This window comes from Microbacterium sp. bgisy207 (genome assembly GCF_057706855.1).
On the sequence record NZ_JBYIPB010000011.1, the window covers coordinates 13,073 to 26,693 of the forward strand.

At 69.2% G+C, this 13,621-nt stretch carries 12 protein-coding genes; 10 read left to right on the forward strand and 2 right to left on the reverse strand.

Translation table 11 applies throughout. From position 1 onward, the window contains the following. Window positions 1-46 precede the first annotated feature (46 nt). The 4 genes from AC3ENO_RS11295 to AC3ENO_RS11310 are packed head-to-tail and all read left to right on the forward strand — an operon-like array spanning window position 47 to window position 4,512. The gene (locus AC3ENO_RS11295; protein ID WP_434970808.1) at window positions 47-1,234 is read left to right on the forward strand and encodes a Gfo/Idh/MocA family protein; all 1,188 of its coding nucleotides are present in this window, start codon (window positions 47-49) and stop codon (window positions 1,232-1,234) included. Next, window positions 1,231-1,938, forward strand: a complete 708-nt coding sequence (locus AC3ENO_RS11300; protein WP_434970721.1) for a ThuA domain-containing protein — start codon at window positions 1,231-1,233, stop codon at window positions 1,936-1,938. The genes AC3ENO_RS11295 and AC3ENO_RS11300 overlap by 4 nt, the downstream gene beginning before the upstream one ends. After that, a complete protein-coding gene (locus AC3ENO_RS11305) occupies window positions 1,911-2,993 on the forward strand; it encodes a Gfo/Idh/MocA family protein (RefSeq protein WP_434970722.1) in 1,083 nt (360 codons plus the stop codon). Before AC3ENO_RS11300 ends, AC3ENO_RS11305 begins: the two co-directional genes overlap by 28 nt. 4 nt (window positions 2,994-2,997) lie before the next feature. Further along, window positions 2,998-4,512, forward strand: a complete 1,515-nt coding sequence (locus tag AC3ENO_RS11310; RefSeq protein ID WP_434970723.1) for an alpha-N-arabinofuranosidase — start codon at window positions 2,998-3,000, stop codon at window positions 4,510-4,512. 30 nt (window positions 4,513-4,542) lie between these two features. Here the strand turns inward: AC3ENO_RS11310 and AC3ENO_RS11315 are convergent, their stop codons facing one another. After that, entirely contained in the window at window positions 4,543-5,607 is a 1,065-nt protein-coding gene (locus tag AC3ENO_RS11315) for a threonine aldolase family protein (RefSeq protein WP_434970724.1), read from the reverse strand. A 75-nt stretch (window positions 5,608-5,682) separates the two neighbouring features. Further along, window positions 5,683-7,107: a DUF6421 family protein gene (locus AC3ENO_RS11320; protein ID WP_434970725.1), complete on the reverse strand. Its 1,425-nt coding sequence runs from the start codon at window positions 7,105-7,107 to the stop codon at window positions 5,683-5,685. Window positions 7,108-7,216: 109 nt separating this feature from the next. Between AC3ENO_RS11320 and AC3ENO_RS11325 the strand changes: the two genes are divergently transcribed. The 6 genes from AC3ENO_RS11325 to AC3ENO_RS11350 all read left to right on the forward strand — a co-directional run bounded on the left by AC3ENO_RS11325 (window position 7,217) and on the right by AC3ENO_RS11350 (window position 13,606). Next, a complete protein-coding gene (locus AC3ENO_RS11325; protein WP_434970726.1) occupies window positions 7,217-7,708 on the forward strand; it encodes an Lrp/AsnC family transcriptional regulator in 492 nt (163 codons plus the stop codon). Window positions 7,709-7,762: 54 nt separating this feature from the next. Next, a complete protein-coding gene (locus AC3ENO_RS11330; protein WP_434970727.1) occupies window positions 7,763-9,301 on the forward strand; it encodes an MFS transporter in 1,539 nt (512 codons plus the stop codon). Continuing rightward, a complete protein-coding gene (locus AC3ENO_RS11335) occupies window positions 9,298-10,509 on the forward strand; it encodes a sensor histidine kinase (protein WP_434970728.1) in 1,212 nt (403 codons plus the stop codon). The genes AC3ENO_RS11330 and AC3ENO_RS11335 overlap by 4 nt, the downstream gene beginning before the upstream one ends. A 38-nt stretch (window positions 10,510-10,547) precedes the next feature. Beyond that, window positions 10,548-11,186 carry a response regulator gene (locus tag AC3ENO_RS11340; protein WP_434970809.1) on the forward strand — a complete coding sequence of 213 codons (639 nt, stop codon included), beginning with the start codon at window positions 10,548-10,550 and terminating at the stop codon, window positions 11,184-11,186. A gap of 138 nt (window positions 11,187-11,324) precedes the next feature. Beyond that, a complete protein-coding gene (locus tag AC3ENO_RS11345) occupies window positions 11,325-12,137 on the forward strand; it encodes an ABC transporter ATP-binding protein (RefSeq protein ID WP_434970729.1) in 813 nt (270 codons plus the stop codon). Continuing rightward, window positions 12,134-13,606 carry an ABC transporter permease gene (locus AC3ENO_RS11350; RefSeq protein ID WP_434970730.1) on the forward strand — a complete coding sequence of 491 codons (1,473 nt, stop codon included), beginning with the start codon at window positions 12,134-12,136 and terminating at the stop codon, window positions 13,604-13,606. Before AC3ENO_RS11345 ends, AC3ENO_RS11350 begins: the two co-directional genes overlap by 4 nt. Window positions 13,607-13,621 lie beyond the last annotated feature (15 nt).

Here is a 13,621-nt window from a genome sequence, read left to right on the forward strand (position 1 = left end):
GGCATCCTGGTGCGCGGATCGCAAGAGAAAGGCGATGTCGATGGTGATGTCCAGTCGCCCCGCGCTGCGGGTGGCCCTCATCGGGACCGGGTTCATGGGCAGGATGCACGCCCACGCGTGGCGCACTGCCCACCGCTTCTTCCGCCTGGACGTCGCTCCGCAGATCGCCGTCGTCGTGGGGCGGGATGCCGAGCGCACCGACGCGGCAGCGCAGGAGTTCGGGGCCGGTGCCGCGGCCACGGACTGGCGAGAGGTCGTGCAGCGCCCCGACATCGATGTGATCGACATCTGTACCCCGGGGGACACACATGCCGAGATCACTCTGGCATCGCTGGCCGCGGGAAAGCACGTGCTGTGCGAGAAGCCGCTGGCCAACAGTGTCGCGGAGGCCGAGCGCATGGTGGCTGCGGCGCAGGCCGCCCCCGAACTGGTCGCGATGTGCGGGTTCAGCTACCGCCGCACTCCTGCCCTCTCGCTCGCGCGCGAGATGATCGCGGACGGACGCCTGGGCGAGATCCGGCATGTCCGGGCCCAGTATCTGCAGGACTGGCTGAGCGATCCGGACGCGCCGTTCACGTGGCGGCTCGACAAGACGCGCGCGGGCTCCGGCACGCTCGGCGACATCGGCGCGCACAGCATCGACACGGCGCAGTGGCTCACCGGTGACCTCATCACGACGGTCTCGGCCGTCTTGCGCACGTTCGTCGCGGATCGGCCCGACTCCGAGGGGCGCGGTGTGGGCCTGGGCGGCAGTGCGGTCCACGGTGCCCCGCGTCGCGAGGTCACGGTCGACGACGCCGCCGCGTTCACCGCGACTTTTGCCGGAGGAGCGCTGGGGGTGTTCGACGCCACGCGCATGGCCACCGGCCGACGCAACGCCAACCGCGTCGAGATCAACGGGACGCGTGGATCGATCGCCTTCGACTTCGAGCGCATGAACGAGGTGGAGTTCTACGACGCCACCGATCCCGCAGGCGCACAGGGGTTCCGCCGCATCCAGGTGACGGAGCCGGAGCATCCCTACGCGGGTGCCTGGTGGCCCGCGGGCCACGGACTGGGGTACGAGCACGGCTTCACGCATCAGATCGTCGATTTCGTCCGGGCGATCAGCGAGGGCGCGCCGGTCTCGCCCTCGTTCGCGGAGGCGGCGCAGGTCCAGCGGGTCCTCGAGGCCGTCGGCGACAGCGCCGCACACGACAGCGTGTCGACCCCGGTGAAAGGAACCGAGTCATGAGAACCAGGCAGGCTCTGGTGGTGCGCGGCGGGTGGGACGGGCACCATCCGATCGAGGCCACCGATCTGTTCGTCCCGTTCCTGGAGGCGAGCGGATTCACAGTGAGGATCGAAGGGTCCAACGAGATCTACGCCGACGACGCCGTCATGGCCGACACCGATCTGGTCGTGCAGTGCGTCACGATGTCGGAGATCTCGAGCGAGGCCTTCGCCGGGCTGCAGGCGGCGGTGCGCGCCGGGACGGGGTTGGCCGGCTGGCACGGGGGAATCGCCGATTCCTATCGCAACAACTCGGACTACCTGCAGCTGATCGGCGGGCAGTTCGCGACGCATCCGTCCAAGAGTCCCGATCGCTGCAGCGGAGATCAGAGTGATAACTACCTGCCCCACACGATCGAGATGACCGAGCTGGGGCGCACACACGAGATCACGGCGGGCATCGGCGACGTCGAGCTGACCACCGAGCAGTACTGGGTTCTCCACGACGACCTCAACGATGTGCTGGCGACGACGACCCACCCGACCCAGCCCTACCACCCGTGGCATCGCCCGATCACCTCGCCGGCGATCTGGACCCGGCTGTGGGGACAAGGGCGCATCTTCGTCGCCACGCCCGGTCACAGTCTCGACGTGCTCGAGAACCCCGCCGTACGCACCATCATCGAGAGGGGGATGCTGTGGGCAGCACGCACGGCGTCGGAGTAGTCGGACTCGGCGTCATCTTCGGGCAGTACCGGGAGACCCTCCGGGATCAGAAGGACGTCACGATCGTCGCGGTGGCCGATCTCGACCACGCGCGTGCCGAGGCGGTCGCTGCCACGCTTCCCGGATGCCGCGCCCTCAGTGTCTCCGAGCTGACGGCAGACCCGGCGGTCGACACCGTGCTGAACCTCACGATCCCCGCGGCGCACGCCGAGATCGCGCTCGCTGCGCTCGAGCGCGGCAAGAACGTCTTCGGCGAGAAACCCCTCGCGGCAACGCTCCCCGCGGCCGAGGCGGTCATGGCGGCGCGCGGACAGTCGTGGGTCGGAGGCGCGCCCGACACGGTGCTCGGCACCGGCGTCCAGACCGCCCGCGCCGTCGTGGACTCCGGCCGCATCGGTCGGCCGCGTGCCGCAGTAGCCACCTGGGTGTCCCCTGGGCACGAATCGTGGCATCCGAACCCGGACTTCTACTACCGCGAAGGCGGCGGCCCCCTGATGGATATGGGACCGTACTACCTCACGGCCCTCGTCCACCTGCTCGGTCCCGTCACGGGCGTCAGCGGTGCCGCGTCGCGCAGTCGCGACACGCGGACGATCGCGTCGGGTCCGCGGGCCGGTGAGCACATCCCGGTCGAGGTCGACACCTACGTGACGGGCATCCTGCACCACGCGGGCGGTGCCATCTCGACCGTCGTGTTCAGCTTCGACAGCGTCGCCACCCATGCCTCCCCCATCGAGGTGCACGGCGACACCGGCTCTCTCGAGGTCCCCGACCCGAACATGTTCGACGGCGACGTCCTGATCCGCGCGCTCGGATCGACCGAGTGGGAGCGCGTTCCCCCGTCGGCCGGCTACGTCGACGCCGGGCGCGGGATCGGCCTCGTCGATCACGTGCGCACCGGTGCCGGTCGCGCAAGCGGAGCACTCGCTCTGCACGTCCTCGAGATCATGACCGCCCTGTTGCGCTCGGCCCACGAGAACACCCACGTCGCCCTCACGACGACAGTGCAGCGTCCGAGCCTCGTCCCCCTGACACCCGCATCCGACTGGAGATGATCCCATGACCGCAACCGCACGCGCCGTCGTCGACCTCGACGTGACCGGACCCGTCATCAGCCGCCACCTCTACGGGCACTTCGCCGAGCACCTCGGCCGCTGCATCTACGACGGCTTCTGGGTCGGAGAGGACTCGCCGATCCCCCACGAGCGCGGCATCCGTCTCGACATCGTCGAGGCCCTCCGCGCCGTGAACATCCCGAACCTGCGGTGGCCGGGCGGATGCTTCGCCGACGAGTACCACTGGCGAGACGGCATCGGCCCCCGCGACCAGCGCCCGCGCATGGCCAACACCCACTGGGGCGACGTGATCGAGAACAACCACTTCGGCACGCACGAATTCATGGATCTCTGCGAGATGCTCGGAGCCGAGCCCTATGTCAACGGCAACCTCGGCAGCGGGACCGTTCAGGAGATGGCGGACTGGGTCGAATACCTCACCCGCGACGACGACAGCCCGATGGCGAGGCTTCGCCGGGAGAACGGACGGGATGAGCCGTGGCGCGTTCCATTCTGGGGTCTCGGAAACGAGGCATGGGGGTGTGGCGGCAACATGTCGCCCGAACACTACGCCCAGGAGGCGCGACGGTACGCGACCTTCTGCCGCAACCACGGGGGCAACCAGCTGACCCGGATCGCCGCCGGCGCCAACGAGGGAGACCTGCGCTGGACGCGCGCGCTCATGGAAGCCGTGAACTGTCTCGGGTGCACGAAGGACGACAACCCGGTCTACCAGGCCATCTCGTTCCACTACTACACGCACTCCGGAACGGGCATCAACACCGAGGATGCGACCGGCTTCACCGACGAGCAGTACTACCGCACGCTGGCGTACGCGGCCGACATCGAACGGATCCTGAAGGCCCACATCGCGGTCATGGATGCCTACGACCCGCGCGGGCGCATCGATCTCGTCTGCGACGAGTGGGGAACCTGGTGGAACGTGGAGGAGGGCACCAACCCGGGCTTCCTGTTCCAGCAGAACACGGTGCGCGATGCCCTGGTGGCCGGCCTCCACTTCGACATCTTCCACCGCCACGCTCGCCGGCTCACGATGGCGAACATCGCGCAGACCGTGAATGTGCTGCAGGCGATGGTGCTCACCGACGGGGAGAGTCTCGTGCTCACGCCGACGTACCATGTCTTCGAGATGAACAAGGGGCACCAGGATGCGTTGCAGCTGGCGGCCCACATCCTCGAGGCACCGTCCGAGAGCGTCGGCGGAGAGGACCTGCCGTTGCTGTCGTTCTCGGCATCGACCACGGGCCAGCGGGCGCTCGTCTCCCTCACGCACCTCTCGGCCCACGATGATCTCGATGTCACCATCGATCTGCGCGGTCGCGCCGCGACGGTCGCCGGTGCGCGCGTGCTCAGCGGCGAAAGCGCCTCGGCGTTCAACGACCCGACGTCGCCCGATCGCGTGGCGCCGGTGGCGCTGGACGCGCAGATCGTCGACGGAGTGCTGTCGGTGTGCCTTCCCGCTCACTCCTTCGCGACGGTCGAGCTCGACCTCGTCTGAGCTCGACCTCGCCTGAGCTCGAGCTCGAGCTCAGGCCTGTGTCGCGCGGGTGACCGCGTCGATGAGCGCGTCGATGTCGGCTTCCGTCGTATCGAAGCTGCACACCCACCGGACCTCGCCGATCGAGGCGTCCCAGTCATAGAACCGGAAGCTCTCGCGTACCTTGTCGGCGACCCCGGGCGGGAGAGTCGCAAAGATCCCGTTGGCCTGCGTCTGCTGGCTGAACCCCACACCGCGGATGCGGCCCTCGGCGATCACGGCCTCCAGTCCCTGCCGCAGACGAGCCGCCATGGCGTTGGCGTGGCGGGCGTTGCGCAGGTACAGATCCCCCTCGTAGAGGGCGACGAGCTGCGCGGAGACGAATCGCATCTTGGAGGCCAGTTGCATGTTGACCTTGCGCAGGTAGTGCAATCCGACCGATGCCGAGTCCTCGAGCACGACGATCGCTTCGGCGGCGAGCGCGCCGTTCTTGGTTCCCCCGACGCTCACGACATCCACGCCGACATCCGTCGTGAACGCGTGTAGGGGCAGGTCCAGGGCTGCGGCGGCGTTCGAGATGCGGGCGCCGTCCATGTAGAGCAGCATCCCGCGCTCGTGGACGTGGTCGGCGATCGCGCGGATCTCGGCTGGCGTGTAGAGGGTGCCGAGTTCGGTCGACTGCGTGATGGCCACGACCAGGGGCTGCGCGCGGTGCTCGTCGCCCCAGCCCCACGCTTCCGTGTCGATCAGGTCGGGGGTCAGCTTGCCGTCCGGGGTCGCCACTGTCAGGAGCTTGATGCCGCCGACCTTCTCGGGCGCGCCGCCTTCATCGCTGTTGACGTGGGCCGTGGATGCGGCGATCACCGCTCCCCATCGAGGCAGCATCGACTGCAGCGCCGTCACGTTCGCGCCCGTGCCGTTGAAGACCGGGAAGACCTCTACGGGCTTTCCGAAGTGGCCGGCGAACACCTCGCGGAGCCGACCGGTGACGGTGTCGGCGCCGTACGCCGGTTCGTGACCGACATTCGCCGCGGCGATCGCCGCGAGGACGTCGGGGTGGATGCCGGAGTAGTTGTCGGATGCGAATCCGCGGGCGCGATCGGGAGAGCTGCTCACCGTCTCAGCCTACGGTTCGCCGGTGTGCCGGGCCGCGCCGGGAGAGCCCCGCGCCGGCGGGGTGGGAGCGCGCTCTCATGCGTCGGAGGCGCGGATGCCGGTGGTCGAGGCGATGATCGGGCGCATCTTCTTCTCGAGGGCTTCGTAGAACATCGAGAGGGGGAACTCGTCGTCCAGTACCGCATCCGTGTAGCCCGACAGCGGACCGGCCAGCACCTCGTCCGGCAGACCCCGGTTCCACCGCGAGGCCGGATGCGGTTCGAGCGTCTCGCGCACGAGGTCGTACGCGGCCAGCCAGTGCACGGGCTTGGGCCTGTCGATCGAGGCCCAGTACAGCTCGTCGATGCGGTCGGCCAGCGCGACGACGGCGGCGGGGACGTCGTCCCAATCGACCGCGAGCGCCGTATCCGTCCAATGGAGGACGCCGCGCCGGTGCAACCACGCGAACAGCAGCTGGCCACCCAGACCGTCGTAGTTGCGCACCCGGGACCCGGTGATCGCGAACCGGAAGATCCGATCGAACACGACGGCATACTGCACGAGCTTCGCGTGCTGGAGCGTCTCCTCATCGAGGACGCTCAGCGATTCTCCGGCCTCCCGACGGCGTCGCAGCTGCTCGTGGATCCGAACGCTCTCACGGAACGCCGTCAGGTCGCACCGCAACTCCTCGAGGGAGTAGAGGAAGTACGGCATCCGCTGCTTGATCATGAAGGGGTCGAACGGCAGGTCCCCTCGCATGTGGGTGCGATCGTGGATGAGGTCCCACATGACGAAGGTCCGCTCGGCGAGAGTCAGGTCATCGATCATCCGGGCGGCCTCAGGGGGCAGCTCGAGCTTCGTGATCTCGGCAGCTGCCCGCACGACGCGACGGTACCGGGCGGCCTCTCGGTCCTGGAAGATCGCTCCCCACGTGAGGGTGGGGACCTCTCGCATCGCGACGGTCTCGGGAAACAGGACAGCTGAGTTCGTGTCGTAGCCGGACGTGAAGTCGATCAGGCGGAGCGAAACGAACAGGGGGTTGCCGAAATCGCCTGCCTCGAGCTCCGCCACGAAGTCGGGCCAGATCACCTCGGCCAGCACGGCCTCGACGTGACGCCGGTTCGATCCGTTCTGCGTGTACATCGGGAAGACCACCAGATGACGGATGCCGTCCACGCGATGCTGCTGCGGCTGGAACTGCACCAGCGAATCGAGGAAGTCGGGCACGCCGAAGCCCTCGTCGCTCCAGCGGCGGAAGTCGCCCGGCAGCGCCTCGAGGTACGCGGCATCGTGCGGGAACGCCGGCGCGAGCTCCTCGATCGCGTCCACGATCGCCGCGACGTGCGCCCGGGCGGTCTCATGATGCGCGGCATCCGGGATGGAGCCATCTGCCGCCTGCAACGGATGCAGCGCCTCAGCGGCCGCCTTCAGCGACCGCCAGGCGGGTGTGGTCTCGGCTGACGCGGCGGTCGAGGTGGCCGCGGTGGGGGCGAGGGGTGCGGGGGACGACAGGGTAGACATGAGGCCTCCGAACGTGTACTGGTTCGAAAGTCTAGATATTCTCCGGGCCGCTCGCTGTTTGGTAGGAATTTTTCCGGCCATCGAGGGTTGCTCTCGCTAGGCTCGGGGCATGACGACGGATGCGCTGACCCCTCGCCTCGACGACGACATGGATGCTCGCATCCTGCGGGCACTGTCTACGAACGCCCGGGCGACTCTCGCCGACCTGTCGGCGGCGGTGGGTCTGTCGGTGTCCGCCGTGCAGGCGCGGGTGCGGCGTCTGGAGAGCCGGGGGATCATCACGGGGTACCGCGTCGTCGTCGATCCCGAGGCCGTCGGCAAGCCGCTCGCCGCGTTCGTGGAGATCACCCCGCTGGATCCGGCGCAACCCGATACGGCGCCCGAGATGCTCGCTCACCTGGAGGAGATCGAGGCGTGCCACTCGATCGCCGGCGCCGCCAGCTACCTGCTGCTCGTGCGTGTCGCGACCCCTCGTCACTTGGAGGCGCTGCTGCGTGACATCCGGGCCGCCGCGGGCGTGAGTACGCGAACGACGATCGTGCTTCAGACCTTCTATGAGAACCGCACCGTGGCACCCGCGTCGGTTCCGCCGCGATCCTGAGCGCGACTCCGGAGCGCAGTGTCGGATGTCGGTCCCCGCGGCTACGCTCACCATATGAGCGCACCCGCTCCGACGGATTCCTCAGCCGAGCCGGCACGGACCAGACTGTGGCGCACCCCTGCGGAACGGACGTTCATCCACGTGCTCGTGAACACCGCCGCAGCGAACATCACGACGAGCTACCTGTGGTTCGCCCTCACCTTTTGGGTCTACCTCGAGACCCGCTCGGTCCTGGCCACGGGCATCATCGGCGGCACCTACATGCTGCTGCTCGCCGTGTTCGCGATGTGGTTCGGTACGCTCGTCGACCGGCACCGTAAGCACCGGGTCATGGTTTTCTCGGCGGCCGCCACTCTCGTGGCGTTCCTCATCGCCGGCGCGCTCTCCCTCGCGCAGCCCGAATCCGCCCTCGTCGACATCACCGGTCCGTGGTTCTGGCTGTTCGCCGGCATCATCCTGCTGGGTTCGATCGTCGAGAACATGCGCAACATCGCGCTGTCGACCACGGTCACGCTCCTCGTCCCCGAAGAGCGGCACGCGAACGCCAACGGGCTGGTCGGGACGGTGCAGGGCATTGCGTTCATCATCACGAGCGTCTTCAGCGGGCTCTCCGTCGGTCTGCTCGGGATGGGGTGGACGCTGCTGATCGCGATCGTCGCGACCGCACTCGCCGGAGTCCATCTCCTCCTGCTGCGGATCCCCGAGGATCAGCCGACGGGATCGGTCGGGCGCGGTGTCGACCTGCGCGGTGCGATCGCGGCCGTGAGGCTGGCGCCGGGGCTGTTCGCACTCATCATCTTCTCCACCTTCAACAACCTGATCGGCGGTGTCTACATCGCCCTCATGGACCCGTACGGTCTCACGCTGTTCTCGGTCGAGGCCTGGGGGATCGTGTTCGGTGTCGCGGCGACGGGTTTCATCGTGGGGGGCCTCGTGATCGCCAGGTTCGGCCTCGGCCGCAACCCCATTCGCACGATGCTGCTCGTGGTCGCCGGGATGGGGCTGCTCGGCGCGCTCTTCACGATCCGGGAGTGGTGGTTGCTCTACGCCGTCGGGATCTGGCTCTATATGGCTCTTGTCCCGGCGGTCGAGGCGGCCGAGCAGACGGTCATCCAGAAGGTCGTGCCCTACGGCTCGCAGGGTCGGGTCTTCGGTTTCGCCGCCGCGTTCGAATCGGCAGCGGCACCCGTCACGGCGTTCCTGATCGCCCCGATCGCCGAGTTCTGGATCATCCCGTACATGGAGTCTCCCGGCGGGCAGCAGACCTGGGGCTGGCTGCTCGGCGACGGGGACGCGCGCGGGATCGCGCTCGTCTTCGTGTTCGCAGGGCTCGCGATGGTCGCGATCTCGCTCCTCGCGTTCGCGACCCGGTCGTATCGGCTCATCACCGCGCAGTACCGGGCGGCGCCCGAAGCCGCGGCGACGGACGTGGATCCCGGTGCGAGCCCCGCGCCCGACCCCACCTCGGCCCCCGGCGGGCCCGTCGACCCCCGGGCTGCCACGCACCCGCCGGCCTCGCCCGAGTCGTCCGGGCGAATACATCTGGAGGCGGACGCGGGAGGGGACAGCCACTCCGTACCGTGGTCTGAATGAGAAGCTCCGGGATCTTTCGGCCACTGCTGCCCTACCAGGTCGCCGTCGATGTGACCGTCGCGGGGGTCTTCGGCCTGTTGTGCATCCCGGTCGAGCTGACGGTCGTCGGATGGGGCCGGGATGACGTACTGGGGACCGTCATCATGTGTCTGCTGTTCGCGGCAGCGCTCGCGTTGCGTCGCCTGTCCCCGCTTCTTGCGCTGGGCACCGCATGGGTCGCGGCGATCACGCAGATGGCGCTCGTCCGGCCGCCCTCGATCGTGGACATCGCCATCTTCGCTGTGCTATACGCCACCGCGGCCTACGGGTCGGTGCGGGTGTACTGGCTCGGCTTCGCCTCGGCGATCGTGGGAGCGGGCGTCATCACCGCGTACCTGTTCGGCGAGCAGCTGCTCTCCGTCTCGTCGTGGGCGCTGCTGCCGCTGGCGGCTGCGGTGCTCGTTGCCGCCGGATTCGCGCTGTTGCTGGCGTGGACCGTCGGCGCCCTCGTACGGACGTCGTTGCGCGCTCGGCAGACCCAGCGCGATCGCGAGCGCGCGGAGCGGGAACGCGTCCAGGAGCAGGAGCGCGGCCGGATCGCGCGCGACATGCATGACGTCGTCGGGCATTCGCTCGCGGTCATCATCGCGCAGGCCGATGGCGCCCGCTACGCCGCACGCGGCGAACCTGAAGCGACGCAGGCTGCGCTCGCGACGATCTCGGCGACCGCCCGCAGCGCGCTCGCCGACGTGCGGCTGCTGCTCGCGCAGTTGCGGCACAGCGAGAGCAGCGCGCCGCAGCCCATGCTCGCCGATCTCGAAGGGCTGTACGCGCAGGTGCGTGCGGCCGGGCTCGCGCTTCGTGTGGATGTCGACCCGATGCCGCCGGCCGATGTCCCCGCCGCGCTGCAGCTGGCCGTCTACCGCGTGCTGCAGGAGGCTCTGACCAACGCGATCCGCCACGGCAGCGGGGGAGTGGATGTCACGATGCGGTGGCTTCCCGACCGGCTCCACCTGTGGGTGTCGAACCCGGTTGCCGGGCCCGCGGCGCCCTCTGTTGAGCCTTGGGACGCGGGGCAGGCCGCGGAAGGCGCGCTCGGAGCCGGCCACGGTATCGTCGGGATGCGCGAGCGGGCACGACTGGTCGGCGGTGCGTTGGAGGCGGGGATGGTCGGCGAGGCCTGGATCGTTCGCGCCACGTTCCCCTTCGCGATGGAGCCATCCGCGTGACCGGCGGTCTCGGTGCTGCCGGAACGTTCGACCCGGCGATCATCCGGGTCGCGCTCGTCGATGATCAGGCACTGTTTCGCGCCGGCATCCGCATGGTGATCGATTCGCAGGACGACATGGCGGTCGTGGGCGAGGCCGGGGACGGACTGGCCGCCCTGTCGATGGTGCGGGAGGTGCACCCCGACGTCGTGCTGATGGACATCCGGATGCCGGTCATGGACGGAATCGAGGCGACCGCGCGACTGCTGCAGGAGCCTGCCGCGCCCCGCATCGTGATGCTCACGACGTTCGACCTCGACGAGGCTGCCGCCCGCGCCATCCGGGGCGGAGCGAGCGGATTCCTGCTCAAGGACGCCGAACCGGAGTTCGTGCTCGCCGCGATCCGCAGTGTCCACTCCGGCTCCGCGGTCATCGCCGCGACGGCGACAGCTCACCTCTTCGCCCACTTCAGTGATGCGCAGGCCCGTCCGGTCCCGCCCGCCTTCGCCGAGCTCACCGAGCGCGAGCGGGAGATCTTCGCCCTGGCCGCGCGCGGCCTCTCCAACGCCGAGATCGCCGCGCGCGAGTACCTCTCGGAGGCGACAGTGAAGACGCACGTGAGCCGTATCCTCGGCAAGCTCGGGCTGCGCGATCGCGTCCAGCTCGTCGTCTTCGCTTACGAGCACGGTCTCGTCTGATATCGCGGTGACCGCTCTCGCGCACCGATGCCGACCACGGGGCGCTGAAGGGCGATGGCGAAGATCATCCTTCGGATGTACGCGAGCGGGCCTGGGGGCTGACGCGGCGGCGGGGGTCATGTTCCTAGCGTCGAAGGCATGAAGATCACCACGACACAGATGGGCCTGGCTGCCCGCGTAGAGAACCTCGGCAAGACCTACGGCACGGGTAGCGGCGCCGTGAGCGCCTTGGAGAACGTGACCGTCGGCATCCGTCGGGGGGAGTTCACCGCGATCATGGGGCCCTCCGGCTCGGGGAAGTCGACCCTCATGCACATCATGGCCGGGCTGGATGCGCCGACCTCGGGTCGCGCGTGGATCGGCGATACCGAGATCACCGGGTTGCGAGACCTCGACCTGACGATCCTGCGCCGCCGCCGCGTCGGGTTCGTTTTCCAGTCGTTCAATCTCGTCCCGACTCTCGACGCGCTCGGCAACATCCTCCTTCCCTTCAGCCTGGACGGTCGCGAGCCCACCGTCTTGGAGCGCGCTCGCATCGATGGGCTCATCGACACGCTCGGCCTGCGCGCCCGTCTGAGCCACCGCCCCCATGAGCTCTCAGGCGGGCAGCAGCAGCGCGTCGCGATCGCCCGGGCACTGGCGACCGCTCCCGACCTGCTCTTTGCCGACGAACCCACCGGCAACCTCGACTCGCGCTCCGGCCGCGAAGTGCTCGCGCTCCTGGCAGATGCCAGCAAGACACGAGGTCAGTCCATCGCCATGGTCACGCACGACCCGGTCGCCGCCAGCCACGCCGATCGCGTCCTGTTCCTCGGCGACGGTCGCCTGGTCGCCGACAAGCCGGCCCAGACGGCGGAGCAGATCGCGGCCCACATGCTCGCCGCCGACGGTGGCGACCCCGTGTCCACCCGCGCGGCGGCCTCGGTTGTCGGTGCGGAGGCACGCGCATGAGCGCCGTACCTGCCACGCTCGATTCTCCCGCCATGCGGATGCCGCGGGTCAGCGCGCGGCTGGGGTGGCTCCGCGAGCGCGGCATGGGGGCGAGTATTCTCGTCGCGGCCATCTCGACCGCCTTCGGCGTCGTGCTCATCGCCACGACCGACTTCCTCGCCGCGATGCTGCGCGCCGACCCCTACATCGGCGACAGCGGGACTCTCGCGTTCGTCCTCGGCTTCCTGACCCTCCTGCTCGTCGGAGTCGCGGTCTATGTCGCAGGCATCGTCACCGCGAACACCTTCGCAACGGTCGTCGCGGGCCGCTCGCGTCAGATCGCGCTGCTGCGGCTGATCGGTGCGTCGGCCCGCTCGCAGCGGGCTCGGGTGGCGTCGCAGGGGCTCATCGTCGGTGTCCTCGGCGCGGCGATCGGCGGGCTCCTCGGTGTCGTCGTCTCGGCTGCGGGGGCCCAGATCGCGATCGTCCGGTTCGACCTGGCAGATGTCCCGGTCGCTCCCGTGGCGCTGACGATGCTGCTGCCCGCCGCAATCGTTGCGCTCACGACCTGGCTCGCGGCCTGGATCGGGTCTCGCCGCGTGCTCGAGGTCACCCCCCTGCAGGCGATCTCCGGATCGGTCGCGCTGGCTCCCGACGAAGTTGCCGCCCGCCGGGGCCGACACGTCGTGGCCGGCATCCTGTTCGCCCTCGGTGCCGTGGCCCTGGCCGTCGGCATCCTGCTGGGCCTTGTCACACCGCTGGGCGTCGTCGTGGCCTTCTTCGGCGGTGTGCTCTCGTTCACGGGTATCACGATGGCCGCAGCTCTCATCATGCCGCCGGCGCTGCGCCTGGTCGGCAGGGCATTCGGCCGTTCGGCTCCCGCTCGCCTGGCGGTGCAGAACGCCGAGCGTCACCCCGAGCGGTCCGCCCGCACGACCATCGGGATCGTCATCGGGGTGACGCTCGTGACGATGTTCGCCGTCGCCATCGAGTCGGTGAAGGCGGTCATGACCGCGAACGCAGGAGGACGGCTGGAGCCCGAGCTGTCGAGCATCCTGGACACGTTCGCGGCGATCATGATGGGGCTCGTCGCGATCTCGGCGGTCATCGCCGGGGTCGGGCTCGTCAACCTGCTGACCCTCGGCATCATCCAGCGCACCCGCGAGCTGGGGCTGCTCCGCGCCCTCGGGGTGTCCATCTCGCAGATTCGGCGGATGGTGCTGCTCGAGGCGGTGCACGTCACGGTCACCGCGACCCTGCTGGGTGTGCTGCTGGGCATCGCCTACGGATGGGCAGGCGCCCAGTCTCTCCTCGGTAGCGTCCCCACCAATCCCGACGGGATCGCCCGCGCGGGCGTCGTGTGGCCTGCCGTCCCGCTCGGGCCGCTCCTGGTGATCGCTGCGGCCACCGCTCTGCTCACGGTGATCGCGTCGCTCGCGCCGACGCGGCTGGCCACTCGTGTTGCACCGGTGGCCGCGCTCAGCGAGTAGCCGATCGCGCACCGT